27 protein-coding genes are annotated in these 26,480 nt (G+C 67.6%); 12 read left to right on the forward strand and 15 right to left on the reverse strand.

Annotated features, from left to right (window positions below):
• Positions 1 to 413: 413 nt before the first annotated feature.
• From ABZX86_RS19950 to ABZX86_RS19960, 3 genes are all read left to right on the forward strand, one after another.
• Entirely contained in the window at positions 414 to 2,063 is a 1,650-nt protein-coding gene (locus tag ABZX86_RS19950) for a TM0106 family RecB-like putative nuclease (protein WP_355125422.1), read from the forward strand.
• Positions 2,060 to 4,012, forward strand: a complete 1,953-nt coding sequence (gene htpG, locus ABZX86_RS19955) for a molecular chaperone HtpG (protein WP_355125424.1) — start codon at positions 2,060 to 2,062, stop codon at positions 4,010 to 4,012. The genes ABZX86_RS19950 and htpG overlap by 4 nt, the downstream gene beginning before the upstream one ends.
• A 349-nt stretch (positions 4,013 to 4,361) precedes the next feature.
• Complete coding sequence (locus ABZX86_RS19960) at positions 4,362 to 4,562, forward strand: cold shock domain-containing protein (protein ID WP_033085228.1); 201 nt, start codon at positions 4,362 to 4,364, stop codon at positions 4,560 to 4,562.
• Between the two features lie 97 nt (positions 4,563 to 4,659).
• Here ABZX86_RS19960 and ABZX86_RS19965 read toward each other — a convergent pair whose 3' ends face one another.
• Positions 4,660 to 5,427, reverse strand: a complete 768-nt coding sequence (locus ABZX86_RS19965) for an SDR family NAD(P)-dependent oxidoreductase (protein ID WP_297611074.1) — start codon at positions 5,425 to 5,427, stop codon at positions 4,660 to 4,662.
• Between the two features lie 175 nt (positions 5,428 to 5,602).
• Between ABZX86_RS19965 and ABZX86_RS19970 the strand changes: the two genes are divergently transcribed.
• Positions 5,603 to 6,514: an SDR family NAD(P)-dependent oxidoreductase gene (locus ABZX86_RS19970; RefSeq protein WP_355125426.1), complete on the forward strand. Its 912-nt coding sequence runs from the start codon at positions 5,603 to 5,605 to the stop codon at positions 6,512 to 6,514.
• A 28-nt stretch (positions 6,515 to 6,542) separates the two neighbouring features.
• The gene (locus ABZX86_RS19975; protein ID WP_355125428.1) at positions 6,543 to 7,193 is read left to right on the forward strand and encodes a TetR/AcrR family transcriptional regulator; all 651 of its coding nucleotides are present in this window, start codon (positions 6,543 to 6,545) and stop codon (positions 7,191 to 7,193) included.
• A 1-nt stretch (position 7,194) separates the two neighbouring features.
• Here ABZX86_RS19975 and ABZX86_RS19980 read toward each other — a convergent pair whose 3' ends face one another.
• The 4 genes from ABZX86_RS19980 to ABZX86_RS19995 form a co-directional block, all read right to left on the reverse strand.
• The gene (locus ABZX86_RS19980; protein WP_355125430.1) at positions 7,195 to 7,938 is read right to left on the reverse strand and encodes a TMEM165/GDT1 family protein; all 744 of its coding nucleotides are present in this window, start codon (positions 7,936 to 7,938) and stop codon (positions 7,195 to 7,197) included.
• A gap of 319 nt (positions 7,939 to 8,257) precedes the next feature.
• Positions 8,258 to 8,794, reverse strand: a complete 537-nt coding sequence (locus tag ABZX86_RS19985) for a peptidase (protein WP_355125432.1) — start codon at positions 8,792 to 8,794, stop codon at positions 8,258 to 8,260.
• Between the two features lie 540 nt (positions 8,795 to 9,334).
• Positions 9,335 to 9,958 (reverse strand): superoxide dismutase, encoded by a 624-nt coding sequence (locus ABZX86_RS19990; protein ID WP_297611090.1) that lies wholly within the window; start codon positions 9,956 to 9,958, stop codon positions 9,335 to 9,337.
• Between the two features lie 289 nt (positions 9,959 to 10,247).
• Positions 10,248 to 10,859: a hypothetical protein gene (locus ABZX86_RS19995; RefSeq protein WP_355125434.1), complete on the reverse strand. Its 612-nt coding sequence runs from the start codon at positions 10,857 to 10,859 to the stop codon at positions 10,248 to 10,250.
• Between the two features lie 368 nt (positions 10,860 to 11,227).
• Between ABZX86_RS19995 and ABZX86_RS20000 the strand changes: the two genes are divergently transcribed.
• From ABZX86_RS20000 to ABZX86_RS20015, 4 genes are all read left to right on the forward strand, one after another.
• Positions 11,228 to 11,599 (forward strand): rhodanese-like domain-containing protein, encoded by a 372-nt coding sequence (locus ABZX86_RS20000; protein WP_355125436.1) that lies wholly within the window; start codon positions 11,228 to 11,230, stop codon positions 11,597 to 11,599.
• 47 nt (positions 11,600 to 11,646) lie between these two features.
• Positions 11,647 to 12,750, forward strand: coding sequence for a DUF4328 domain-containing protein (locus ABZX86_RS20005; protein ID WP_355125438.1), 1,104 nt, complete (start codon positions 11,647 to 11,649; stop codon positions 12,748 to 12,750).
• Positions 12,747 to 13,514 carry a glycerophosphodiester phosphodiesterase gene (locus ABZX86_RS20010; protein ID WP_355125440.1) on the forward strand — a complete coding sequence of 256 codons (768 nt, stop codon included), beginning with the start codon at positions 12,747 to 12,749 and terminating at the stop codon, positions 13,512 to 13,514. Before ABZX86_RS20005 ends, ABZX86_RS20010 begins: the two co-directional genes overlap by 4 nt.
• Positions 13,515 to 13,582: 68 nt before the next feature.
• Entirely contained in the window at positions 13,583 to 14,497 is a 915-nt protein-coding gene (locus ABZX86_RS20015; RefSeq protein WP_355125442.1) for a DUF5926 family protein, read from the forward strand.
• 143 nt (positions 14,498 to 14,640) lie between these two features.
• Here the strand turns inward: ABZX86_RS20015 and ABZX86_RS20020 are convergent, their stop codons facing one another.
• The 4 genes from ABZX86_RS20020 to ABZX86_RS20035 form a co-directional block, all read right to left on the reverse strand.
• Entirely contained in the window at positions 14,641 to 15,189 is a 549-nt protein-coding gene (locus ABZX86_RS20020) for a ferritin (RefSeq protein WP_327143032.1), read from the reverse strand.
• Between the two features lie 91 nt (positions 15,190 to 15,280).
• Positions 15,281 to 16,666 (reverse strand): LCP family protein, encoded by a 1,386-nt coding sequence (locus ABZX86_RS20025; RefSeq protein WP_355125443.1) that lies wholly within the window; start codon positions 16,664 to 16,666, stop codon positions 15,281 to 15,283.
• Between the two features lie 49 nt (positions 16,667 to 16,715).
• A complete protein-coding gene (locus ABZX86_RS20030) occupies positions 16,716 to 17,510 on the reverse strand; it encodes a CPBP family intramembrane glutamic endopeptidase (protein ID WP_355125445.1) in 795 nt (264 codons plus the stop codon).
• Between the two features lie 34 nt (positions 17,511 to 17,544).
• The gene (locus tag ABZX86_RS20035) at positions 17,545 to 18,315 is read right to left on the reverse strand and encodes a DUF2470 domain-containing protein (RefSeq protein WP_355125447.1); all 771 of its coding nucleotides are present in this window, start codon (positions 18,313 to 18,315) and stop codon (positions 17,545 to 17,547) included.
• 83 nt (positions 18,316 to 18,398) lie between these two features.
• On the opposite strand from ABZX86_RS20035, the gene ABZX86_RS20040 reads away from it, so the two are divergent.
• The 3 genes from ABZX86_RS20040 to ABZX86_RS20050 all read left to right on the forward strand — a co-directional run bounded on the left by ABZX86_RS20040 (position 18,399) and on the right by ABZX86_RS20050 (position 20,555).
• The gene (locus tag ABZX86_RS20040; protein ID WP_355125448.1) at positions 18,399 to 18,824 is read left to right on the forward strand and encodes a hypothetical protein; all 426 of its coding nucleotides are present in this window, start codon (positions 18,399 to 18,401) and stop codon (positions 18,822 to 18,824) included.
• 154 nt (positions 18,825 to 18,978) lie between these two features.
• Positions 18,979 to 19,896 carry a prephenate dehydratase gene (gene pheA, locus ABZX86_RS20045; protein ID WP_355125450.1) on the forward strand — a complete coding sequence of 306 codons (918 nt, stop codon included), beginning with the start codon at positions 18,979 to 18,981 and terminating at the stop codon, positions 19,894 to 19,896.
• Positions 19,893 to 20,555: a histidine phosphatase family protein gene (locus tag ABZX86_RS20050; RefSeq protein ID WP_355125452.1), complete on the forward strand. Its 663-nt coding sequence runs from the start codon at positions 19,893 to 19,895 to the stop codon at positions 20,553 to 20,555. Before pheA ends, ABZX86_RS20050 begins: the two co-directional genes overlap by 4 nt.
• 15 nt (positions 20,556 to 20,570) lie before the next feature.
• Here the strand turns inward: ABZX86_RS20050 and ABZX86_RS20055 are convergent, their stop codons facing one another.
• From ABZX86_RS20055 to ABZX86_RS20080, 6 genes are all read right to left on the reverse strand, one after another.
• Positions 20,571 to 21,398: an ESX secretion-associated protein EspG gene (locus ABZX86_RS20055; protein WP_355125454.1), complete on the reverse strand. Its 828-nt coding sequence runs from the start codon at positions 21,396 to 21,398 to the stop codon at positions 20,571 to 20,573.
• Positions 21,395 to 22,582: a PPE domain-containing protein gene (locus ABZX86_RS20060; RefSeq protein WP_355125456.1), complete on the reverse strand. Its 1,188-nt coding sequence runs from the start codon at positions 22,580 to 22,582 to the stop codon at positions 21,395 to 21,397. The genes ABZX86_RS20055 and ABZX86_RS20060 overlap by 4 nt, the downstream gene beginning before the upstream one ends.
• A 15-nt stretch (positions 22,583 to 22,597) precedes the next feature.
• Positions 22,598 to 22,909: a PE family protein gene (locus ABZX86_RS20065; protein WP_355125458.1), complete on the reverse strand. Its 312-nt coding sequence runs from the start codon at positions 22,907 to 22,909 to the stop codon at positions 22,598 to 22,600.
• A gap of 101 nt (positions 22,910 to 23,010) precedes the next feature.
• Positions 23,011 to 23,364, reverse strand: coding sequence for a metallopeptidase family protein (locus tag ABZX86_RS20070; RefSeq protein ID WP_327143042.1), 354 nt, complete (start codon positions 23,362 to 23,364; stop codon positions 23,011 to 23,013).
• Positions 23,365 to 23,374: 10 nt separating this feature from the next.
• Positions 23,375 to 24,418: a septum formation family protein gene (locus ABZX86_RS20075; protein ID WP_355125460.1), complete on the reverse strand. Its 1,044-nt coding sequence runs from the start codon at positions 24,416 to 24,418 to the stop codon at positions 23,375 to 23,377.
• 273 nt (positions 24,419 to 24,691) lie between these two features.
• Positions 24,692 to 26,317, reverse strand: a complete 1,626-nt coding sequence (locus ABZX86_RS20080; protein WP_355125462.1) for a GMC family oxidoreductase N-terminal domain-containing protein — start codon at positions 26,315 to 26,317, stop codon at positions 24,692 to 24,694.
• Positions 26,318 to 26,480 lie beyond the last annotated feature (163 nt).

Genomic DNA, 26,480 nt, shown 5'->3' on the forward strand with positions numbered 1-26,480 from the left:
AAGTGCCTGTCCGCCCATGAAACACAGTTTGCGCTCACCCTAACGGGTGCCAAACCAGAACGACGACCGCCGTGCCTGTTTAAGACCGAACGGGCAAGGCTTCCCGGCGGTTCATCAGCGTCGCCGGTCACCCGGCTCTGCGCTCGGCAGTATGGCTTGCCGAGCGCGTCGGGGCCTTTGCCGGCGCGGCGTCCCGGTCACTCGGGGCCCGGCCCTCATTCGGCGGTCGGTGAAGACGCACCGTTCGGTCTCTTCGGGGTTGGGGGCAGCGGCCCCCATCTCTCACGGGGGGTCCGGGGGCATGGCCCCCGGTCTCCACTTTTCGGGGGTTCGGGGGCGGAGCCCCCGTAATGAATCCGCGCTGTGACGGGGCGACGGGTTCTGCTGTCACAGGGTGAGTTCATACTTCAACCGTGTATTCGGGCATCGGTGACCATGGCGAGCGGGCCGCGTTTCTGGACGCGCGGGCCCTGATCGGCTGCCGGCACCGGCTGCTGCTGGACTCCAGCCATCCGCAGGTGCTGACCGGAGTGATCGAGGACGCCGGTGTGCAGCAGCGGCGGGAGGCGGCGGCCGCGCATCGGATTCAGGTGCGGGACACGCTGGTCGGAGCCAATCCGGACCTCTGGACGGTGATCGAGCCGGGCCAGTCCGCGGGCCGCCGCGCCGAGGCGACCATGCGCGCCATGGAGGCCGGGGCGGAACGCATCTGGGGCGGACTGCTGCCGCAGGAATCCGATACCGGCCGCCGCGGCGGCTGCGAAATCCTCTGGCGCGATGCCGATCGCGGCGGGTACATCCCCATCGTGGTGGTCAATCACAAGGTGACCGATCCGCGCCAGCCCGATCCGGCCGACTTCCATCCGATGACGAGCAGCCTCTACGACTGGCGCCCGAAGTCCGACCGCAATGTGCGCACCCGCCCGCAGCCGCGCGATCAGCAGCGCCTGGCGCACCTGTATCGCATGCTGCAGCGGCACGGCCTGGCCAGCCCGTCCCTGGCGGGCGGCGCCATCGGTTATGCCTTCGACCGCATCCTCATTCACGACTTGGGCGCGGTGCTCGACGATTACGACCGCCGCTACGCCGACCGCATCGCGGTGGTGCGCGGTGAGCTGCCGACCATTCCGTCCAAGGTGCCCGAGTGCCGTCAGTGCCCGTGGTTCACCCGCGCCCCCGAGGAGGGTGCGCAGAGCTGTGAGAAATGGCTGGTCGCGCATCGCGATGTGAGCCTGGTGGCACCGGGCGCCCGAGCCGAGGTGCTGCGCCGCCACGGCGTCGACACCATCGACGATCTGGCCGCCTGGACCGGCGACGCCCCGGACGACTGGCATTTCGAGCTGTTCACCGAAACCGTTGTCACCGCCCGCGCCTGGGCCACCGGCGCACCCCTGGTCCGCCGGGTGGAGCGGGTGCAGGTGCAGCGCGCCGACGTCGAGGTGGACGTGGACCTGGAGAGCTACCAGGAGCACGGCGCCTACCTGTGGGGCACGCTGCTGGACGGCGTCTACCGCCCGTTCGTCACCTGGGACCCGCTACCCACCGAGGACGAGGGCCGCTCCTTCGCCGAGTTCTGGACCTGGCTCATGCAGGTCCGCGCCGACGCCGCCGCAACGGGCAGAACCTTTGCGGCCTACTGCTATTCGCGCACCGCCGAGGACAAGTGGCTGTACGAGTCGGCGCGCCGCTTTGCCGGTATGCCCGGCATCCCCACCGAACGCGAGATCCAGAAGTTCGTCGACGGCCCGCAGTGGGTGGACATGTTCCAGGCCGTCTCCGAGCAGTTCATCTGCCCGAACGGCAAGGGCCTCAAGAAGATCGCGCCGGTCGCGGGCTTCTCCTGGCGTGACCCGGAGGCCGGCGGCGAGGCGTCCATGAGCTGGTACCGGCTGGGCGTCGGCTACGACGGCAGCGAACCGGATATGTCGCAGCGCACCCGCATCCTCGAGTACAACGAGGATGATGTGCAGGCCACGAAGGTATTGCGGGACTGGATGACGAACCGGGCAGATGCCGAGGTTCCCGGCATCGCCGATTTCGCGGGACGTAATATCGCGTCGTGACCGATCACGTTGAAGAGCTCGAATTCCAGGCCGAAACTCATCAGCTGCTCGAGTTGATGATCCACTCGGTTTATTCGAACAAAGACACTTTCCTGCGAGAGCTGATCTCGAACGCCTCCGATGCGCTGGACAAGCTGCGCATGGAGTCGTACCGCGACAAGGACCTGGTCGCCGACACCTCCGATCTGCACATCGAGCTGGCGGTCGACCGCGACCAGCGCGTGCTCACCATCCGAGACAACGGCATCGGCATGTCCCGCGCCGAAGTGGTGGATCTGATCGGCACGCTGGCGAAGTCCGGTACCGCCGCCATGCGTAAGCAGTTGCTGGAGAACAAGTCCGACACCGCGGCCGAGGAGCTCATCGGCCAGTTCGGCATCGGCTTCTACTCGACCTTCATGGTGGCCGACAAGGTCGTGCTGACCACGCGCAAGGCGGGCGAAGCCGCCGGCACCCGCTGGGAATGCGCCGCGGGCAGCTCCAAGTACACGATCGAGGAACTCACCGACGCCCCGCAGGGCACCAGCGTCGCCCTGCACCTGAAGCCGGTCGACGACGACGACCACATGTTCGACTACACGATGGAGTGGAAGCTCCGCGAAATCGTGAAGAAGTACTCCGACTTCATCGCCTGGCCGATCCGCATGGACGTCGAGCGGACCGTCACCGAGGGTGAGGGCGAGGACAAGACGGAGAAGACCCTCGTCGAGACCCAGACCCTGAACTCGCAGAAGGCGCTGTGGACCCGCCCCAAGAGCGAGGTCACCGAGGACGAGTACAAGGAGTTCTACAAGCACGTCTCGCACGCCTGGGACGACCCGCTGGAAACCATCGCCATGAAGGCGGAGGGCACCTTCGAGTATCAGGCGCTGCTGTTCCTGCCCTCGACCGCGCCGTTCGACCTGTTCACCCGGGAGCACAAGCGCGGCGTGCAGCTGTATGTGCGGCGGGTGTTCATCATGGACAACTGCGAAGAGCTGATGCCGGAGTACCTGCGCTTCGTCAAGGGCGTGGTGGACGCACAGGACCTGTCGCTCAATGTCTCTCGCGAGATCCTGCAGCAGGACCGGCAGCTCAAGATGATCCGCAAGCGCCTGGTGAAGAAGGTGCTGTCCACGATCAAGGAGCTGCAGGGCGCCGAGGACAAGTCGAAGTACCAGACCTTCTGGCGGGAATTCGGCCGAGTTCTCAAGGAGGGCATGCTCTCCGATCAGGACAATCGCGAATCCATCCTGGCCGTCTCGTCTTTCGTGTCCACACATGCGACCGACGAGCTCACCACGCTGGCCGAGTACGTATCGCGGATGCCGGAGACCCAGACCGGGATCTACTACATGACCGGCGAATCCCGCGAGCAGATCGAGAACTCCCCGCATATCGAGGCATTCCGGGCCAAGGGCCTGGAGGTGCTGGTGCTGACCGATCCGGTCGACGAGATGTGGGTGGGTTCGGTGCCGGAGTTCGAGGGCAAACCGCTGCAGTCCATTGCCAAGGGTGAGATCGATCTGGAGTCGGAGGAGGAGAAGAAGGCCTCCGAGCAGCTGCGCGAACAGCAGGACAAGGATTACGCCGACCTGCTCGGCTGGCTGCAGCAGACCCTGGACGACACCGTGAAGGAGGTCCGCCTGACCTCCCGCCTGACCACCTCCCCGGCCTGCATCGTCGGAGATGTGTTCGATTTCACTCCGCTGCTGGAGCGCATGTACCGCGCCTCCGGTCAGCAGCTGCCGGACTCCAAGCGCATCCTGGAGCTGAATCCGACACATCCGCTGGTCACCGGTTTGCGCGAAGCGTTCGCCAAGGTCGCGGACGAGGCCGACAAGCCCGCCGAGCTCGCCCAGACCGCCGAACTGCTCTACGGCACAGCGGTTCTCGCCGAGGGTGGCGTGCTCGCGGATCCGGCGCACTTCGCCCGCATTCTGGCCGATCGGCTGGCCCGAACGCTCTGACCTGCATCACATCTCGTCCCTGTCGCACCCCCGGTGGCTCGATCACCGGGGGTGCGACTGTGCGGCAGCGGTTTTCGGTCATGCCCGATCTCGCGCGGATGTGACGCCGGTAATTTTTTCGGTGGTTCCGGGAACTCCCCCCGGCCGGGTGTGCGTTGTACTGCTTGGTCGTAAGTTTTTCGTGTTCGTGTCTCACATGCTCGCGCTGAACATCGTGCGGGCGCTTCTCTTGCCAGGCAAGTTGCAAGTCGCCTTCTGATCGTTTCGAGCGACCTGCGAGCAGTCGCTACGGATTCGACCCGGTCGCCGTGACCGCGGCGGCCGATGCAACATTCAGCAGGAGAAAGTTATGGTTCAGGGCACCGTCAAGTGGTTCAACGCGGAGAAGGGCTACGGCTTCATCGCCCGCGAGGACGGCCCCGATGTGTTCGTTCACTACTCTGAAATCGAAGGCAACGGCTACCGCCAGCTCGAAGAGGGCCAGGCCGTGAGCTTCGAAATCACCGAGGGCAAGAAGGGTCCGCAGGCAGCGGCCGTCCGCCCGCACTGAGAAACCGAGATGCGCTGAAGACTCCGCGCACCACGAGCTCGTGAAATAGCAAGGCCCGCACCGGAATACGGTGCGGGCCTTGTGTCGTTCTCCGCGACTAGCGCGGCGCCATGCGCAGGGCGCCGTCCATGCGGATGGTCTCGCCGTTGAGGTAGTCGTGCTCGGTGATGTACTGCGCGAGCTGCGCGTACTCGTCCGGACGCCCCAGGCGGGACGGGAACGGCACACCGGACTCGAGGCCCTTGCGGTACTCCTCGGTGACACCGGCGAGCATCGGGGTGTCGATGATGCCGGGGGCGATGGTGTTGACGCGAATGCCGAACTGCGCCAGGTCACGTGCGGCCGGGATGGTCATGCCGGCGACGCCGCCCTTGGAGGCGGAGTAGGCGATCTGCCCGATCTGGCCCTCGAACGCCGCGACCGACGCGGTGTTGATGACCACCCCGCGCTGGCCGTACTCGTCGACCGGCTCGGTCTTGGAGATGGCGTCGGCGGCCAGGCGCATGACATTGAACGATCCGAGCAGGTTCACGGTGATAACCGTGCGGAACAGCTCGAGGTCGTGCGGGCCGTTCTTGGACAGGATGCGACCCGCCCAGCCGACACCGGCGCAGTTGACGACGATGCGCAGCGGCACACCGGATTCGACGACCGTGGCGACCGCGGCGGCCACCTCGTCACCACTGGTGACATCGGTCGGGATCAGGGTGACGCCGGCGGGGACACTGTCGCCCGCGCGCTCGATCGACTGTGCCAGGTCGAACCCGAACACGGTGGCACCGGCGTCGGCGAAGCGCTTGGCGGTGGCCGCGCCCAGGCCGGACGCACCTCCGGTGACGATGGCGGCGGAGCCGGAAATCTCCACGGTGATTGGTCCTCTCGACTGTGGAGCGCCCTCTCACTGGCCCTCCGTCAACAAGCACCATAACGGGCGAGATGGACACCACAGCGAGGGGCCGGTGCAACCCGCGGTACAGCGGGGGAGTTCCGGACTTCGCGGTTTGCGAACACATGTGTTCGTTGAGTGCTAATCTCGGTGCATGAACGCCAGCACGGCCCGACGTCCGCGCCGTGGTCTCCTAGGCCCGGCCCAATCGGTGGCCGGTAAACGCATCCTGATCACCGGTGCCGCCCGCGGCATCGGCGCGGCCCTCGCCCGGCAGCTGCATGCCCGGGGCGCCCGGGTGGCACTACTGGGCATCGAAGAGGCCCTCCTGGCCGAGGTCGCCGCGGACTGCGGCGACGCACCCTGGCGCTACTGCGATATCGGTGATCAGGACCAGGTGGAGCGAGTGGTCAACTCGCTCACCGCGGAACTGGGCGGTCTCGACGCCGTGGTCGCCAATGCCGGTATCGCCCGCCAGCTTTCACTGCTCGGCGGCGAGCCGGACGTGCTCGAGGAAACCCTCACCGTCAATGTGCTCGGCGTCTACTACACGCTGCGCGCCGCGGGCCCGCACATCGCGCACCCCGGCGGTTATGTGCTGCTGGTGTCCTCCCTGGCCGCCGCCATCCACCTACCCCTGGCGGGTGCGTACAGCGCTTCCAAGGCCGCCGTGGAGGCCCTCGGCGACACCCTGCGCATAGAACTGCGGCACACCGGCGCGAAGGTCGGCATGGCCTACTTCGCCGAACTCGACACCGATATGACCAGCCGCGGCTTCGGCACCGATGCCGCCCGGGACATCCTCGGCCGCAATACTGTGTCCGGCACCGCACCCCTGGGCCCGGCCATCGACGCCATGGAACGTGCCCTGGCCCGCCGCTCCCGCCGGGTGTTCTCGCCCTACTGGGTCGGGCTGATCTTGAGTTTCCGAGGCGTCGGACAGCGCGTTGTCGACTACGCTCTGCGCCACGGGGTCGAGACCGGCCTGGAAGTTGCCCGGACCGAGCGGGTGGCATTCACCACCGAGCAACCGGCGCGCCCCCGCAGAATGGGAAAGCTCGCCTGAACCGCTACGGCCCAACGGAGTTCACCGCATGACCGATTCGGCAGTAACCGCTCGCCAGTTGCCTCGCGGCCGGCACGGTCTACCCCGCGAGATCGTGGTCGCCGCGCAGCGCGACCGCATTCTGCTGGCCATGGCCGAGGCCATGACCGAGAACGGTTATGTCGGAACACCGGTCGCGGCGGTCATCAAGCGCGCCGGTGTTTCGCGTGAAACCTTCTACGAGCAATTCCGTTCCAAGGAAGATTGTTTCGAGGCCGCCTTCGAGCGCGCCGTGGAACTCATGCTGACCGGCATCTTCGCCGCGACGGGCGCCGAATTCGACGGGGAGACCCAGACCGAGCGCATCGAACGGGTACTCGGCTCCTACCTGGACGCCCTCGCCGCCGAACCCGCGTTCGCACGGGTATTCCTCGTCGAGGTCTACGCGGTCGGCCCGGAGGCCATCGCCCGCCGCACCCAACTGCAGGAAACCTTCGTCGCGGTCGTCGCCGATATTTTGGACGCCGATACAGAAGAGCAGCGTTTCGCCTGTCAGACCCTGGTGGCCGCACTGAGCGCCATGGTCACCAATCGCATTGCCGTCGGTGATGTGGAGGGCCTGCGCGCCCTGCGTGACCCGCTGCTGAACCTGGTGCGCCGCAGTGGCGGCCTGTTCGGCGCCGTGCCCCTCGCCGACTGAACTATGCGGTCCGCTCCTCGATGGTGCGGTCCGGGAGATCCTCGCTGTCCGGTCGCGCCGGAATGGGCGTGCCGGCCCGCCGGCGCAGCAGCATCAGCACCACTCCGGCGATCGCGGGCAGGACCAGTGCCACTGCCGCCGCGCCCAGCGTCCCCAGTCCGGGTGCCAGTACGTCGAGCAGTGTCGCCGCGCCGAAGTACAGGAACAGCAGGCCCGAGCACAGCGCGATCAGCCGTTCCGGCACATGCTTGCCGACCGTCACGCCGATCAGAATCGCGAGCCCGCCGGCGGCGACCATGCCGAGCACCGAGCCGATCCACACCGCGACCCAGCCGTTCTTGGTGGCCAGGGCCATGGTGGCGAACATGGTGCGATCGCCGAGTTCGGCGAGCAGGAAGGCGGACAGCACCACCAGGAAGGCCGACCGCGACTTGGTCTGCGGCGGCGCGGTTTCGGCCTCGGCCTCGTCATCCGCGCCGGACAGGATTTCGCGGAGTGTCCACAGGCCGACACCGATCAGGGTGGCCGCGGCGAACAGTGAGATGACGGTGGTGGGCAGCGCCGCACCGAGGAAGTGGCCGACGCCGACGGCGATCAGGTTCACCAGCACACTCGCCACGCTGATCGCGCTCAGCACCACCCACCAGCGGTAGCGCAGCGCGAATGTCAGGGCCATGAGTTGCGATTTGTCGCCCAGCTCGGCGAGGAACAGCGCGCCGAAGCTCAGCAAAATCGTGGTGATCACAGTGTCAGCTCCCAGGTCTCCGGCCTGTCGGCATGAATGCGGGGGCGCTTCAGCCGACACCCGAACCAAAAATCGGTTTGGTTTGTCTTGGCCGAAGGTCTCGCCCACCGGAAACTTCCACCGGTTCACGCAGCCGGACCCGAGCAGGATCAGTATGTCGACTACGCAATTGGGGGCTACTCCCCTTCGCTGCCGTCGATACTACCCCGGCAAATCCGGCATCGCCAAACCGATCTCATCGAAATCGCAATGCGCGCAATAAGTTTGGAGACACTGCCGCAAGGTTTCGGGTGCCCTTACGCACCCGGCAGGTGTGCCCTCACGCGGCCAGCAGCATGGCCAGAACCGCGGTGTCGGGATCGCTGATCGGATCCACTCCCACCCTGCTCACCATGGATGTCACCGACCCGTCGGTATCGGTTTCCACCCAGGCCGCCCGGTGTTCCAGACCCAGATGCGGCAGCCCCGGCAGCAGCAGGGTGCCGGAGGCCGCGCCCGAGCACTCGGGCAGCGACGGCCGCGTCTCGCGCGGCGGATGCAGCAGGATCAAGGCCGGTGGCACATGTGCGGCAAACCTTCCGGGCAGCAGCGCGGACGCGCCCAGCACGGTGCCCTCGGCAATGACCAATCCGACCATCCCCGGCTCGGGATCCTCCGGCAGCTCCTCCCGGGCCCCGAACACCGTTGTGGTCGCCAGCAGCCCCGGCAGACTCGCCACCCGCACGGCCAGCACCAGTAGCTGTGCCCATTCCTTCGTGGAATCCGGCCACCGACCGGAGATCACGAACCCGCGAAGCGCCCCGGCGGATTCCTGTGTTGATGAAACGAAGGGCAATACACCGATCTGCTCGCTCATCGCGTGCCTCCCGATATGACGATCCCGGGGCGGCTCTGCCCGTCCTAGTACTCGAGTTTGTACCTATTCAGGACTGGCACACAAGTACCAAAGAGTGCTAGCACCCGGCGTGTCCGTCGAACACCCACCAGGGAAAACGCAAAAAGCCCGCGAACCAACATGGTTCGCGGGCTTTCCGACAAACTGGCCGAAGCTTCAGGGCGCTTGCGTCCCCCAAGCTGGCCAGAGTCGAAGGGTTGCGTCCCTGACCCTGCCGGAGCTTGCGGGGTTGCGTCCCCGACCCTGCCGGAGCTTCAGGGGCTGCGTCCCCGACCCCGCCGGAGCTTCAGGGGCTGCGTCCCCGAAACTCCGTCCGTGGTCAGGAGCGGTTACTTCCGTATCCCGGTCGAGGGTCCAGGGGCTGCGTCCCCGGCCCCTCGGTCAGGGGGTGTGGGGCACAGCCCCACGACATCCCTTCCGGGGGGTTCGGGGGCATGGCCCCCGATTCCTCCCCCTTCGGGGGGTGTGGGGGCGTCAGCCCCCACGTCAGTCCTACGGCTGTCAGCCGAAGATCAAACCCTTGCCCTGCTGGGTCGCACGGGCGAAGCGGTCCTGCACGTCGGCCCAGTTGACGACGTTCCAGAACGCGGTCACGTAGTCGGCCTTGACGTTCTTGTACTGCAGGTAGAAGGCGTGCTCCCACATATCGACCTGCAGCAGCGGGATGATGCCCAGCGGCACATTGGCCTGCTGGTCGTACAGCTGGAAGGTGAGCAGCTTCTGGCCCAGGGTGTCGTACCCGAGCACGGCCCAGCCGGAACCCTGCAGGCCGTTGGCGGCAGCGGTGAACTGCGCGCGGAACTTGTCGAACGACCCGAACTGGTCGTCGATGGCGGCCTCGAGCTCGCCGACCGGCTTGTCGCCACCGTTGGGGGAGAGGTTCTTCCACCAGATGGAGTGGTTGGCGTGGCCACCCAGGTGGAACGCCAGGTTCTTCTCGTTCAGGAAGATGGCGGCATGGTCGCCCGACTCACGGGCGGCTTCCAGCTTGCCCAGTGCGGCGTTCGCGCCCGCGACGTAGGCGGCGTGGTGCTTGGAGTGGTGGATCTCGTTGATCTGCCCGGAGATGTGGGGCTCCAGGGCGCTGTAGTCGTAATCCAGTTCTGGCAGCGTGTACTCAGCCACGATGTCCCTTCCTCAGTGTGTCGGGGCTGTGTGCCCGGGGCCTTTGCCTAGGCGCACCCAACCATCATTCGTACACCCGCTCCCGTGCAACCGGGCTGCGTGCCCCTACATTCCGGTGCTCACGACACTTTCCCAACCATTGGAACAGTGGTGATCACAACTGGAGCCGGGCCGGTACAGGCATACCTCGACGGCCGTCGCTGAAACTGAGGGGTGACGGCCGTGGGGGCCGCGGCCCCCACGAATTCACGCTTATTTCACAACGGATTTCACAGTGCGGGCACGATATTCACAGTGGCGGCACGATATTCGGTCGCATGGTGCGCGGGTCGCCGGCGTCGTGTGCCTGCCACCAGCGCACACCACCCGCGATGAAGTCGGACAGCGGAATCTCCGTGCCCTTCTTGTCCTGCACGGTGATGCCCTCGAACCACACCCGGACATCGAGTTCGCGTGGATCGACGCCCTCTTCCTGCGAGATTTCGAGCATGTGTGCCGCGGGCCGATCGTTCAGGACGGTGTCGAAGCTGAGCAGTTTGCGCCACTGCGTCCAGGCGTTGTCGTCGAGGTCGAAGAATTCCCAGCCGTGCAGTCCGCCGCCGCCGAAGCTGTTGACGGCGTCGTGCAGCCCGTCCAGTTCGAGCGGCAGTACCACCGGGTCGAGGTCGTCCCAGCGCTGGCGGCGCAGCGAGGCGGCGACGCGGCTGATCCCGGTGAGGGACAGGTACACATCACAATCTGCCGGCGGTGGCCCGTCGACGGGAAGTGTCAGGACGTCGAGTTCCAGCCGAAACTTTCCGGCCGCCGCGTCGACGTCGATTCCGAGGCATGTCGCCTCGGACAGTGCGGTGTTGAGTCCGGTGATGTCCAGTCCGTCGAGTAGCCCCCTGCTCACAGTCATAGCGCCAGGCTACCGATCTTGCCTGGCTGAGCCCAGGAATTCCGTTTTTATGTATGTATGTCGTTTTTTTCCGGGGCGCGCGGAACCGATCGCTGACCGGGGCCGTCCTACTAGATGTCGGGTCGACCGCTCCGAGCGGTGGAGGGGACTTTTCGGATCGGTTGACCGGACTTTTCGGGTCTTTCCGTCACTTCTCAACCTGTGGATCAGGTTGTGGATTATGTGGATAACTACATCGAGCGCCCGCGTAGCGCCCCTGCTTCGGGGCGTGTGACGGGGTACCGTCCGGCAGAACGAACCGCCAGTTCCGGACGCTTCGCCGGGACAGAACTCCACGGCCCTTCGGTGCCCGTGGCAGGATCGAAACCGTGAGCAGTTCCGATGTCCCCTCGGTCCCCATCGACGCCGTGCCTGCGGAATTCGATGCTGCGCAGTCGTGGGCGCCCGGCACACCCGCTCCCGCCCTGCTCCTCGACGTCCGCGAGGACGATGAGTGGGCGCTCGGGCACGCGCCCGGCGCCCTGCACATCCCCATGGTCGATGTGCCCGCCCGCATCGACGAATTGGATTACGACGCCGAGATATACGTGGTCTGCCGCCAGGGCGGCCGTTCGCTCCCGGTGGTGCAGTACCTGACGCATGTCGGTTTCGACGCTTTCAGTGTCACCGGTGGCATGGTGGCGTGGCAGCTTGCCGGACGGCCGCTCACCGGCGACGGTGACGAAGCGAAGATCTACTAGCGACGATCGACCAGCGCAGAATGATGGAGCGAATGAACGGGGGACACGTGGCAGATCCGCGATCCGCGGTGGTACAGCCGTGCGCCCGCTGCGGCGCCCGCTGGGCGGTGCAGGGTAAACCGCTGCACTGGTGCCCGCGCTGCCATGGCGTACTGCTCTCACCCGCGGCGGTGGACGCGCCGCCCGCGCGCCGCAATTACCGCTGGGTGGCGCGCCCGCCGGGCCGCAAATCCGCTCCGCCGCAGCCGTCCCGGCGGCCCGTCGCACCGGAGACGCCGCGCTACACGCAGATTCCGCGCTGGGGGTTGCAGGATCGGCTGCCGCAGGAATCGGTGGCGCCGCGCACCCGCTTCGAGGCCCTGATCGCCCGATTGCCGCTGCTGCTGATCACCACCGCCATCGTCTACGGGGTGGCCGCGCTCGCCGAACTCGGCCGCTACGGGATTCTGCTGCGCAATCGCACCCGCCTGATCCAGCCCGCGCTGCTGTGGATATCCGATGGGGCGGTGACGGTTTCCGCCATCGCGGCCGCGCTGGCGGCGCTGGTGACGGCGGTGGCGCTGGTCGGCTGGCTGGCACAGACCCGCCGCACCGCGTATGCCGGTGTGGGACGGCGGGATCCGCGGCCGCGCTTCGAACTGTTCCTGGGCTGCCTGGTCCCGGTGGTGAATCTGGTGTGGCCTGGCGTGTTCCTCACCGAGGCCGTGCGCGAGGGCGACGACGATCCGCGACTGCTGCGGGCCGTCCGCATCTGGTGGGCCGCCTGGGTTTTCAATGCCGTGCTGGTGACCGCGGCGGCGCTGTACCGGTTCACGAGTTCGCTGCAGGCGCGTGCCGACGGCGTGATGGTCACCGTTTGGGCCGATCTGGCCGCGGCCGGCGTCGCGGTGCTGACACTGTGGCTGGTGCGCGCCTTCGCCGGTGTGGACCTGCGCGGGCGTCCCGCGAGGATCACGCGCTGGCTGCCCGCGACCACTCCGGCCACCTCGGTCATCGAACCGGTGCACCCGGCCGGGGCCGAGGGCGCCGGGCGGCGCGCGCCGGACGACGCTGTCGGGAATGATGAGGCGACCGTTCAGAATCCGGAGACCGCGACAGCGGCCGCCGACGGGGCGCCGGAACCCGAGCACGAGGAGGTATTGGCGAAGTGAGCCCGGCCAATCGCGCACCGTTCGTGGTGGCGCATCGGGGGGCGTCGGCAGCGCGACCCGAACACACCCTCGCCGCATACGAACTCGCGTTGCAGGAGGGTGCCGACGGGGTCGAATGCGATGTGCGCCTGACCAAGGACGGGCAGCTGGTCTGCGTGCACGACCGCACTGTGGACCGCACCTCCAACGGTGCCGGCGCGGTCAGCGAGATGACCCTCGAGGAGCTCAAGGCCCTGGATTTCGGTGCGGACGGGGAACCGGCCGCGGTGCTGACCCTGGCCGAGCTGATCGAACTGGTGCTGGACTGGAAGAGCCGTCCGACAAAGCTTTTCATCGAGACCAAGCATCCGGTCCGCTTCGGCGCCCTCGTGGAAACCACCCTCCTGAGCGAACTTCAGCGCTACGGCATCGCCGCCCCGGCCTCCGCCGATCACTCCCGCGCCGTGGTGATCTCCTTCGCCGCGACCGCGGTCTGGCGCATTCGCCGCGCCGCGCCGCTGCTGCCCACCGTCCTGCTGGGCGAGTCCTCCCTCTACCTCTCCGGCGGCGCGGCAACCACCGTGGGCGCCACCGCGATCGGCCCCTCCGTCCGCACCCTGCGCGAACACCCCGACCTGGTCGACAAGGCCGCCGCCGCGGGCCGAGCCACCTACGTCTGGACCGTCGACGATCCGGAGGACGTCCGCCTCTGCGCCGACCTCGGCGTCAGCTGGGTCGCCACCAATCACCCGGGCCGAACCAAGGGTCTCCTCCCGGCGGCATAGTCCTGGGCGGCGGCAAACACCCTGCGTGGTCGAAGTGCGTGCGGGCTGACCCTGTAGTTTTGCCAGTCATGGGTAAGAGCAAGCGCAACAGTCCCAAGCCGGACAGCAACCGGGCGGAGAAGCTGGCCGCGCGCCGGGCCGAGCAGGAGCAGGCGTCGCAGACGATTACGCGGCCGTTCGAGGGTCTGGCTGCCGAATGTGATCTCGTCGCGCTACGGGAGTTCGTCCCGTCGGCGACCGCCACGCTGAAGCTGTCGCCGAGCATTGCCGCCGAGCGTGCGGTCACCCTCGCCACGGTGCTGCCGGGTGCGGTGGCCGCGCTGGTGCGGGCCGGCGAAGAGCCGATCGGTTTCGTCGGCACGCAGGTGCAGTTCCAGTCGGGCAATCCGGCCGCCGATCTCGCGACCGCGATTCTGTGGACGCAGTCGGCCGAGCCGGGCGAATCGCTCGCGGGCGCGACTGTCGAAGGCGCGCCGAGCCTTTCGGACGTGCTCGACAATGCGGCCCTGGATCTGACCGTGCATCAGGACTTCAACTGGTGGGTGCCCGAGGGCGTCACCCCGGACAGGCAGGTGGCCGCCACCATCGAGCAGGCCAATCTGGCCATCATGCCGTCGGCCCGCCTGAACCTGGGCGCGGATGCCGTCGGTGCGGCCTGGTGGGTCGACGCCGGTGAGAAGGCGCACCTGCGCTGGGTCCGCCCGGAGGACGAGGACCAGCTCATGCTGGCCCTGGCGCGGCTGCACGCGGCCGGTGAACTGCACCTGGGTGAGGGTTCGCGCTTCGCGGGCTCGTTCCGCACGCACGGCCTGCTGGTCCCGGTCTTCGACCTCGATCCGGAGCGGCACGCGGTCGAATGGGAGCCGGCGGCAAAGGAATTCGGCGCCCGCCTGGCAGCTGCCCTGAAGAACGACGAGCCGATGAGCTCGGAGGAGCGGCGTTCGCGCGACGGTCTGCGTTCGCGTCAGGTCACGCTGCGCTGATCGTGCGGTTAGCGGGCCGTTTGCCGAGGGTTCCCCCTACGGCGAACGGCCCGAAGCCTTTTCGGTAGCTCGGAGCCTTTTCGACAGCCCAGCAAAAAGGCCCGGTCCTCCGTACGGGACCGGGCCTTGTCGTCAAGCCGGAATTACAGCGCGCCGCCGGCAGTGTGCGGCGAGCCCGAAGCATCCTTCGGAGAACTCATTTCGCGAGAAACGAAATTCTCCAGATCGAACATATTGGCGCTGGCCCGCTCGGCGACGGTGAGGAGGGTCTTCATGGTCGCGACCTCCTCGACCTGCTCCTTGAGGAACCACTGCATGAACTGCTCGCCCTGGTAGTCGCCCTCTTCGCGGGCGGTCTTGGCGAGCGCCACGATCTGCTCGGTGACCGCCTGCTCCTGCGTCAGGGCCAGGGCGATGGGCTCACGGGCATTCTCGAATTGCGATTTGGCGGGATCGACATTCGCCACCTCGACGATGAAGTCCTGGTCGAGCAGGTACTGCGCGATCATCAGCGCGTGATTGCGCTCTTCGACAGCCTGCTTGTAGAAATACTTGGCCAGGACCGGCAGATCAGCGTGATCGAACCACAATGCAATGGCCACATACTGGTGCTCGGCATTGAATTCGTTGCGAATCTGATCCTGCAGCAGGGCGTGGAACTTGCTGCTCTTGGTTTGGGTTCGGCTGGACATGGGCAAGACATTAGCCCTGGTCAGAACACCTGTCATCCAAGTGCAACCTTATTGAGTGCAGCCTTATTGAGGCAAGTATTGCCTAATTTCACTAATTGCCGGTTGTCGTCACCAGGTCCGCCGGAATCGGTTTGTCGCTGGCCAGCGCCTCGAAGAACTGACTGGCCCGCGTCTTGTCCCACAGCAATACATTGCCGCTGCCGTCCACATCCTCGAACCCGCCGACCGGCACCGTGGTTGCTATCGGATCGCCGGCCAGCGCCTTGCCCAGCAGTGCCAGATCCCAGACATGCGTGCCCTTGTCCACCTGCAGGGACTTCGTGGTGCCCTGCAGCAGCGGCCACACCCGGAACGGGTTGATCAGCGTGGTCGGACTCGCCGCCTTCTTCAGCAGCGCGTTCAGGAATTTCCGCTGGTTGAGCATGCGATTGAGATCGGAGAGGGCGGTCGCGCGGCTGCGCACGAAACCGAGCGCCTGGCTCCCGTTGAGTTTCTGACAGCCCGCGGGCAGGTCCACTCCGGCGAGCGGATCCTGCATGGGCTGGTCCAGGCACATATCGATACCGTCGACGGCGTCCACGATGCTCGCGAATCCGCCGAAGCCGACCTCGGCGTAGTGGTCGATGTGCACACCGGTCGCGCCCTCCACGGTCTGCACCAGCAGCTGCGCGCCGCCGAAGGCGAAGGACGCGTTGAGCTTGTCCTTCCCGTGGCCGGGAATGCTCACATAGGAGTCGCGCGGCAGGCTGACCAGTGTCGCACGCCCGGATTTGGGCATATGCATGAGCAGGATGGTGTCGGTGCGTGCGCTCCCGACATCGCCGCCGGTGGCCAAGGCCTGCTCCTGCTCCGGTGTGAGCCCGGTGCGACTGTCGGAACCGACCAGAAGCCAATTCGTCCCGGGCGTGTCGCCGATCCGGCCGGAGTAGCCGGCCAGCGCGTCGGTCCGGTTCAGATTCTGCTCGACGTAGACCGCCGCCGCGATCGGCAGCAGCAGCAGAATCACCAGCAGCGCGAGAATCCAGCGGAACCAGTGCCGCTTGCGTTTCGGCTTGGGCCCGCGCGGCGGGCGATCGCCGCTGCCGCCGCGTTTGGTCGGCAGCGCGGGCGGCGGCGGTGTCGGCGGCTTCTCGCGGAAGGGCACCGGCTGCTGGGTCGGCGCATGCGACATGGCCGCGGGCTCGCCGTATCGATCGCGTTGCGGCGGAACCGGATTGCGCGGCGGTGCTCCCGCACCGCGCGGCGGCCCGCCCGGATTACGCGTCGGCGGCAGCTGATTCCGTTGCGGCGGAGGCTGATTGCGCGGCGGCCCGCCCGGGTTGCGCGGGGGCGGCGGGTTGCGCGGATTGTTCACGATCGGTGGCGCCTCCGACCATGCCAGTGGCGGGCCGGGTTCATTGCGCCGAATGACCCGGGTGGGGTCCACACCGGGCCGTGGTGGCCCCTGGTGGGGGCGTTTGGGGTCATCGCCGTTCATCATCGAAAGACTACTGATCCAACCCGTCTCCGGGTTCATCTCGATCGCATTACGGCAGCCAGGAGACGTGTCCACGCAGCAGCGAGTACCCGAGATAGGCGATCGTATCGATGAGCGCGTGCGCCAGCAGCAGTGGCCAGAGCCGATTCGTGCGCTGCCAGTAGCGCCCGAATATGAGTCCCATCACCAGGTTCCCGATCCCGCCGCCGATGCCCTGGTAGAGGTGATAGCTGCCGCGCAGCAGCGCCGATGCCAGCAGTGACCGGTCCTCGGACCACCCCAGGGCCCGCAATCGAGTGATCAGATACGCGACCACCAGTACTTCCTCGGCGGCCGAATTGGCCCACGCCGACAGCACCAGCACCGGTAGCCGCCACCAGTGATCCAGCGATCCGGGCACGATGGTGACGCTCATTCCGAGCGCATGCGCCACCAGATACAGGCAGAGCCCCGGTATTCCGATCACCGCTGCCAGGACCAGCCCCGGCAGCACATCCGGTCGCAGGTGCAGCCGGGCCAGGCCGATCAGCTTCGGTCCGATTCCGCTGCGCCACAACAGGTATAGCCCCAGCGCCGCCCACCCGAGTAGTCGAGCCACGCTCAGCAATTGGAAGAGCAGGTCGATGGTCGACTGCGCTGCCCGCGACGGATTCAGGGCCACGGTCTGCCCGCCCACCCCGCCGGGTGAGAGCGCACTCTCCAGCAGTGACAGGGCGGCGCTGGCTCCGCTCAGACCGAAGGTGATGACCAGCACCACCGCGATCTCCAGCCGGATCGCCCGCCGCTCCTGTTCGGAATTGACCGGAGCGGGCCAGTGGGGTTCAGACTCGGCAGCCGAATTCATGGACGCCAATCTATGTGCGCCGGCCGCACTTTGATCAGATGCGGTGAATGCCCTGTTCAAACGGGTTGCCCGCCAAGGCCTGTACCGCGCGGCTGAGCGATTCGACATCGTGCGCGGGAGTGGCGAAGGGTACGCGGATATCGTGATCGGCCTCGACGGCTTCGACCCGGAGGGTGACGCCGTAGCGGTCGATGGCGAGTGGGTGGATGAGCGCCCCGCGCCGCAGGTGCGCCGGGAGATGCCGGGCCAGGCGGTCGATGACATCGGCGTGATCGGCGTGCAGGTGCTGCAGCCAGGCGCCTTCCATGGCACAGAACGGATCGGGCCGGGCCTGCCGGAGTTGTTCGCGGGATACCGAATCCGCGCCGGAGGTGTCGGCGACGACCGCGGAGTCCACGACCAGGCGCAGCAGTGTCGAGGTGTAGCCGATATCGAGCAGGGCGGGGTGCGGATGGTCCTCGGCCACGGCGGAGGCGAGCGCGCGCTGGGTATTGCCCGGTACGGCGTGCACCCACCCGCGCAGCCACACCAGCGAGCGCACGGGTTCGCGCAGCGGTAGCGGGGCGTGATCGGTGAGTTCCAGGACCGCGGGCGAGCCGGTGGTGCCGCAGCCGCCGACCAGGAGGGCGGCGACCGAGCTCGACGGCACCGCGAGCACGGTGTCCCCGCACTGCCGCAGCAGATGCACCGAGGTGGGGACCGGGTCGAGGCCGGGCAGGGCCAGCATGGCGCTCTCGGCGTGGGCGCACGCGCTGTGCACGCGTTCGGCGGTTTCGGGCGCGACGACCGGTGCCGTATGTGGCATGCCAACCTCCAAATGAATTAGGTAAACCTAAGCTAAGTCAGAGTGTGATCTTGCGCAAGCTGTTCACTCGCTACCGTTGACCCGTGCCGCACGATTCCGCCCCCGCCTCCGAACCGGTCCTGATGCAACTGAGCGTCCCCGCAAAACCGGGCGTCCAGGGCATTACCGACGGTCTCGTCCGCCCGATCACCGCTGATCCGGGCACTGCCGAAGTCCTCGATCTCACCGCCGCCGACGAGCTCGTATCCGAATTTCTCGTTCGAATCGCCCACAGTGACACGGGTTTCATCGCCCGCACCGATTCCGGCGACCGCGCCGTCGCGCTCATCGCCGCAACGGTCGCCGCCCTCATCGGCGACGACATTCGCGCCGCCCTCGCAAAACCCGACATCGCCTTCCTGACCGGCCTGAAACCACCCGCGGTGGAAGCCCTCCGCACCGTCCTGCTCGCCATCGAGACCGATGACCCGGACGCCGTCAGCAGCGCCCTCGCGGCGCTGACCCGCTGACCACGGCTTCCGCCCCGGACCGCAGGACGGATTGCACGAGCCGGAGTGCGCTCCGGCCCACAGCGGGCTCAGCCGGTGGTGAGTCGTGTGAGGAGCAGGTAAGGAGTGAGCCAAAGTAGGGGGTTGCCCGGCGCACGCAAGTAAGGTCGTAACCGTGCCGCGTATCGCCTATTTCGGGCCGTCGGGAACCTTCACCGAGATGGCCCTCGCAAAACTCGAGTCCACCGGAGCCTTCCGTGGGCCGGTCGAGCGTGTCCCCGCGCCGAGTCAGGGCGCGACCATCGAACTGGTGCGGGCCGGGCAGGCCGAGGGCGCCGTGGTGCCGATCGAGAGTTCGGTGGAGGGGTCGATCGCGCCGACGCTGGACGCGCTGGCGCTCGGGCCGCGGTTGCAGATCATCGCCGAGACCGAACTGGATGTGGCCTTCACGATTGTGGGGCGCCCCGGCATCGAACTGACGGACGTGCGCAGCATGGCGGCCTATCCGGTCGCGGCCGCCCAGGTGCGAATGTGGTTGGCGCACCGGCTGCCCGACGTGGAGATGTACACCTCGGCGTCGAATGCCGCCGCGGCGGAGGATGTCGCGGCCGGGCACGCCGATGCCGCCGTCTCGACCGCACTGGCGGGGGAGCGGATGGGGCTGGCGGTGCTGGCTTCCGGTGTGGCGGACCACGATCAGGCGGTGACCAGGTTCGTCCTGGTCGCGCCGCCGCAGCCCGCGCCGCCGCGCACCGGTGCGGATCGGACGTCGTTCGTGCTGGAGCTGGTCAACGAGCCCGGTTCGCTGATGCGGGCCTTCGCCGAATTCGCCACCCGCGGCATCGATCTCACGCGGATCGAATCGCGGCCCACCCGCACGGGTATGGGCACCTATCGTTTCTATCTGGACTGTGTCGGCCATATCGACGACACCGCGGTGGCCGAGGCGCTGAAAGCGTTGCACCGCACCGCCGCCCGGATCCGCTTCCTCGGATCCTGGCCGGCGACATCGGCGATCGGCACTCCGCCGCCCGCCGACGAACCCGCGGCGGCCTGGCTGGCCGATCTGAAGAAAGGGGTGGCCGACCTGTGACCGGCAAATTGATTCTGGTGCGGCACGGGGAGACCGAAGGCAATGTCGCCAAGCTGCTCGACACCCAGCTGCCGGGACTGCCGCTGACCGAACGCGGTGTGGCGCAGGCGAAAACCTTCGGCGCCACGCTCACGACCCCGCCGCAGCGACTGTTCTGCTCGGAGGCCCTGCGCGCCCGCCAGACCGGCGGCTATATCGAGGCCGCCACCGGCACGCCGCTCGAGGTGCTGGAGGGGCTGCAGGAGGTGCAGGTGGGTGAGCTGGAGGGCCAGAACACCCAGGCCGCGCACGAGCAGTTCCAGGATGTCTACCACGCCTGGCATTTCGGCGATCTGAGCCTGCGGGTGCCCGGCGGTGAATCCGGCATGGAGGTGCTCGACCGCTACGTCCCGATCCTCGAGCGCCTGCGCGACGACTACCTGACCGACCCGGAAGCCCCCGACATCATCCTGGTCAGCCACGGCGCCGCCATGCGCCTGATCTCCCGCGAACTGGCCTCCGTCCCACGACGTTTCGCCGCCAACAACCACCTCGACAACACCGAAACCATCGAACTGGTCCCCACCGCCGTCGGCACCTGGGAATGCACCCGCTGGGGCAGCTTCACCCCGCCCTTCGGCGAAGACGCCGCCCCCACCGGCGACGACCCCATGGGCTGACGACGCGGGATCGGCTCAGCCGAGGTGGGGTGTCGGGAACTCTTGTCGCAGGGGTAGTTCCGCGATGAGGTCCTGTAGCGCGGTGCGCAGGCGGGCCGGTGTGCCGGTCGCCAGGGATGTCCACGGGGTGCCGTCGTCGGCGCGGCTGGCGGTGGCGAGGAAGCGGCCGTGCCGGGTGTTGAAGACGGCGATGTGGTTGTCCGCGGTGTCGCGGGTGCCGTCGCCGTAGATGACGCCGGCGATCTCGGCGTGTGAGTGCACCTGAACCAGGGCGGCGGCAAGGGTTTTCGCGTCGCGGGGCGGGTTGCCCACACGGGCGAGCCGGTGTGCGGTGGCGGTGGAGTCCCCGGCCTCGTCGAAGATCGGCGCCAATTCCGCGGTGGGAGCGTTCATTCCGTCGAGGGCGAGGGGCTCGGCCGGCCCCAGGGCGGCCATGAGCGTGCCCGCGAGATCATGCCCCGCCTCGTCGAGCACATACGACTGCGGCCCGCGCAGCGCGATCACTTCGATATCGTCGCCCTTGGCCAGGCAGCACCGGTTGACCTGCCCGTCCACGTACCAGCGCAGCGCCACCACCCAGTGCGGCCGGTACAGCACGCGCAGCCGCTCGGCCAGCTCCGGATGCACCTCCCCACCGTCGAGCAGTTCGCGCTCGGCCAGCGTCGCCGCGGCCGCCGCCATGGCCGCATCGTGGTCGGCGGCATTGTCGTAGCGCCCCATGGCGTCGAGCACCACCGGCAGCTCGTCCAGCGCCAATGTCTCCTGGAGATACTGCATTTCGTCCAGAGACAGCGTGACCGCCCGCAGCACGGACGGCCCCCGGCCCGCGCCGAGCACGGTCACCGATGGTCCTGGTGATCGCCGCCGATAACGGCGGGTGCGATGGCCCGCCCGTCGGCGAAATGCTCCACCGAGCGCCCGTAGTCGTTGCCGCCGTGCGTCTCGTCCTCATCACTGCCGCCCCGAGCGCCGAGCAGTGGGTTCGAGGCGGGCCGCACGGGCGCACCGCCCGACGCATTCGGCGCCACCGCAACGGGTTCCGCGATCGGCGCGGCCACCGGTGCGACATTTGTTGCCCCACCACCGATTCCGGCGCCCGCACCCCAGCCCTCGGGGAGTTTCAGTGTGCCGCCACCGTTTCCGATGCTCACACTGGAACCGCCACCACCCCCGAACGACACCGCACTGGTGCTGACCCCCGCCCCGCCCAGACCCGCAGCAGCCACTCCGGCCTCGGCGACGGACGGCAGATGCGTGCCCGCCCCCTGCGTAAATCCGTTGGCCACCGCGGTAATCGCACTGCTCGCCACATTGCCCGCACCGGTCGCCCCCGTGGTGACCACGGTCCCGGCAACCTGCGCCGCCTGACTCATGGCACTGAGCACCGCGGGATTATCGGCGAGCCCGGCCGCCGCGGCCAGCGCCGCCTGAACGGGATCACCGGACCCGTCCCCGAAAGCATTGGCGCCATTGGCCGATCCGGCCCCCATGGCGATCGGCGGCGGCATGAAGAACTCACCGGGCGTACTGACCAGCGCGGTGGTGGCAGCCTCGTACGTCTCCATTACCAGCGCCGCCCGAATATCGAGAGCCAGTTTGGCGGCCTCGGCCGCCTCGGCGGTGCCATTGAGCGCACCACCGGTGGAATGCGCCGCCACCCGCGCGGCCTCGACGGCCGCGATCTCGGGCAGGCTGGGCATGATGATCGAGGCCACGGTGTACGCGGTCACATTGGCGGCGGCCTTGGCGGCCATGACCGCGGCCTGCACGCTCTGCTGTTCGGACCAGAGGGTGAAGCCGGTGAGCCGGGCCAGCACATTGAGCCCGTTCACGCCCTGCAGTCCGACGCCGACCTCGGCCATGACCCGGGCCACGGTGGTGGTGGCGTCGACCCAGGCGGCGGTGAGCCCGCCCCAGGCGGTGCCCGCGGCGGCGATCGGAACGGCGTGCGCGCCCGCGTTCAAGGTGACGGAGTTCAGTTCTGCCATGCGGGGCAGCCAGAACACCCCGGTGATTCCCAGCGTCATTCGAAGTGTTCCCCTCTACACCTGGATGGCGGCGATACCGGCGGCGCGCACCGCGTCCTGCACCAGATACTCGGCGAGCTGGCTGCGCAGGGTGGCGGCGGCGTGATGCAGTTCGAGGACCGCCTGGGCGGTTGCCCGATCGTGGCTCAGCGCAGCCTGATTGAAGTGTGCGGCCGCCAGGAAGGACACTTCCTCGGCGCCGGACGGTATGACGTGGGTGGCCGGCGCGGTGACGGTGGAGGCCAGTGAGAGCCGCTCGGCGAGCAGGTCCAACTCCAGCGCAGCAGCGAGAACCACCTCGGGCTGCACGAGGACATGACCGACCATGAGCGAACTCCCTTCCCGAAGACTTTCCCCCCGATGCCGAGTTTCACCCCGACATCAAGATTGGACGCACCGGTTAGCTGATCGGTTCCCGGGGTCGCGGATCAGCCCCATCCCAGCTGATGAAGGCGGTCGTCGTCAATCCCGAAGTAGTGCGCGATCTCGTGAATCACTGTGACGGCCACCTCATGCACCACCTCTTCCTCGCTGGTGCACATGCCGAGGATGGCCTCGCGATAGATGGTGATGGTGTCCGGTAATGCGCCCCCGTAGTGGCTGAAGTCCCGATTGGTCAGCGCGATCCCGTGATAGAGACCGAGCAGATGCGGGTCCTCGGCACTGCGGGCTTCGATGAGAACGACCACATTGTCGATGGCCTCGGCGAACTCACGCGGAATGAGGTCAAGTGCGTCGCCGACCAGTTCTTCGAACCGGTCGGCCGACATGGAGACCGGCATAGCTACCCGATCACCGCGGCTGCGGGATGACCGGCGGGGCCGCGCCCGGTAGCGGCGGCGGGGTGTAGCGGCCATTGTTCGGCGGCGGCACGGGCGCCTGGCCGTCGATGAGCAGATCGCCGCGGGCCGAACCGGTGATGGTCGCGAAACCCTCCTGGTCCGCGCCCTTACCGACCATGCAGTTGAGACTCTGGCTGCCGGCCAGCCAGCTGCGGGCGTCCAGGAAGTCCCAGAACAGGGTCAGCGTCTTGTTGCGCAGGGCGTCGGGGGAGCCGAGGTAGTCGGTGGAGTCCTTGCCGCACTGGTCCTCCATGACCTTGTCCTGGTCGTCCTTGGAGGGCGGGCCGCCGGGGAAGCGCGCGCCGAGATCCACGGTGGAGACGATCTCGAAGGCGTGCGGCTGCGTGCAGTCGACCGGATCGGTGGGCAGATTGCGGGCGATGCCGACGCAGGTGCCCACATCGAAGATCTTGGACTGGTTGATATTCCGCACGCTGCCGGTGATCGGATGGGTGGCGGTGCCCGCGCTGCCGGTGATCTGCAGGCCGCAGCGCAGCGTGCGCTCGCCCGCCTTCCAACCGGCCTCGCCCGGATTGATCAGGCCGACCACGAACTTGCCGCGCGGATCGAACTTGCCGCCGAGATACCCCTGTGCGGCGCTGACGCAGTGCTCATCGCGCAGCTCCGAGAAGCGCAGCGAATCGGGAAAGCGTGAGCCCGGCCCGAATTCGACGCCCGGATACTTGCTCAGGTCGATATCGGCGGTGACCTCGAACAGATGCTTGCTGCCGCAGTCCACCTTCACCAGATCGCTGGCATTGCCCTTGGTCCAGCTCAGGCAGTCGCCCTGTTTGGCGGTGCCGAAGGCCGCACCCGCGACCGCACCGGTGGGCTGGGTGCCGCCCGGCGTATGCGCCTCCACCCGATGCGAGTCGAAGCCGGAAATGACCATGGTGATGAGCGCCGCCACCACCGCACCGATCGCCACGGCGAGCAGCCCCCAGCGCAGCGTCGGCGCCGAGAGCGGACCGTCCTTGTCGAGCTTGGAGCTCAACCGGCCCAGCGGCCCCGGCAGTCGCGACCGCCTGGAGCTTTCCGGCGGGGGATCGTCGGCGCTCCCTTGCCGGGAGCCGGAGGGTGACCGCGTCTGCCGTCCCCGAGATGGCCAACCTGACTGTTCCGCAGGTGGCCACTCGGGCTGTTCTGGAGGCAACTGTTCGTCGGACATCGCGCTCCATCATGTCAGCGCACCCTCTGCCCCGCCATGTCCTATCGAATCTCGCACCCCAACTCGCCGGTTCACCACGGTGAACCGGCGGGGACCACGCTATTCGGAAGGCCGCGAGGCGAACTGCGGCGGCGCCTGTCCCGAGATGATGTCGGCCGCTTTCTCGCCGATCAGCACAGCGGGCGCGTGCGTATGCCCGCGCGTGATGATCGGCATGACCGACGTATCGGCGATCCGCAGTCCCTCCACCCCGCGCACCCGCAGCTCCGGATCCACCACGCCGGTGTGGTCGGTACTCATCCGGCACGTTCCCACCGGGTGGTACAGCGTGTGCGAATGGTGTTCGAGGCACCGCCGCAGCACATCCTCGATGGCCGTATCCGACGGCAGCACCGGTTGCATGAGCTCCCCGATGTGCTCCTTCAGCGCCGGCTGCGCGGCGATTTCGAGGCAGGTCCGCAGTCCGTTGAGCAGTGCGGTGCGGTCGGAGAATTCGGCGCAGTAATTGGGATCGATGAGCGGTGCGGCGAACGGATCGTCCGAGGCCAGGGTGATGCTGCCGGTCGAGAGCGGTTTGAGCAGAATCGCGGCGAAGGTGAGCGCGTGCCCGTCCGGATCGCCGAGTCCCTCCCCGATGTACGGCGCGGGTGCGAAGATCAGTTCCAGATCCGGCAGCCCAACATCGGGGTGGCTGCGCACGAATCCGTACGCCTCACCGACATTGGAGGTGAGCTGCCCGCGTCGCCGCACGAAGTAGTTGGCGAGTTCGGCGATGCTCTTGTCCGCACCGTAGAGGCTGCCCGCCTTGGTCCGGTAGACGATGGGCGCGGCGAGGTGATCGCGCAGATTCCGCCCGACCTCCGAATTATGGTGCAGCACAGGGATTCCGTGCGATTGCAGCTGGTCGGCGTCGCCGATGCCGGAGAGCATGAGCAGCTGCGGCGTATTGATCGCCCCGCCCGACAGCACGACTTCCCGCTTGGCGTGCAGCTGTTTGATCTCCTCGCCGACCCGGTATTCGACGCCGACGGCGCGCTTGCCCTCGAACAGCACGCGGGTGACGTGCGCATCGGTGACGATGGTGAGGTCCTGGTGCTTCTGCAGCGCCGGCCGCAGGTAAGCGTCGGCGGTGCTCCAGCGCGCCCCGCGCTTCTGATTCACCATGGTCTCGGTGAATCCTTGCGGCGCATCGAGATTGGCGCGTTCCACCGGATATCCGGCCTCGGCGGCGGCGTTCAGGTACTGCTGGGTGAGCGGCCGCGGGCTGCGCTGCCGGGAGATGTGCAGCGGCCCGTCGACGCCTTCCCCGGCCTCGGTCGCGCCCTCCACGGTTTCCATGCGCTGGAAGTACGGCAGCACCTGCTCGAACGACCAGCCGGGTCCGCCGTATTCGGCCCATTCGTCGTAGTCGGCGGCGAAGCCGCGCACCCACATCATGGCGTTCATGGAGGAGGAGCCGCCCAGCACTTTGCCGCGCGGCCAGTACACCTGGCGGTCGGCGAGCTCGGGTTGCGGTGTGGTGCGGTAGTTCCAGTCGTTGTCGCCCTCGAAGAGCTCGGCGAATCCGGCCGGAATGTGGATGAATTTATCGCGGTCGGTGCTGCCGGCCTCGATGACGGCAACGCTGACGCCGTGTTTTTCGCTCAGCCGCGCGGCCACTGCCGCCCCGGCGGAACCGGCGCCGACGACAATGAAATCGACTGTGCTCGGCATGTATTGGGGCATGGAGACTCCTCGGGAGAACTGGCGAGGGCCACGCGCACGGGCGCAGACGCGCTTCCGGCCGTGTCCATGCGCCCCACTCTGGTCGATCCTGTGGACGGTGTCCTGGCAAACGGGGGAATGAGCCGGAAAGAGTGTGGTCGTCCCGCACAGCGTGTGCCATCGC

The organism is Nocardia sp. NPDC006630 (assembly GCF_040611495.1).
Lineage (GTDB): Bacteria > Actinomycetota > Actinomycetes > Mycobacteriales > Mycobacteriaceae > Nocardia.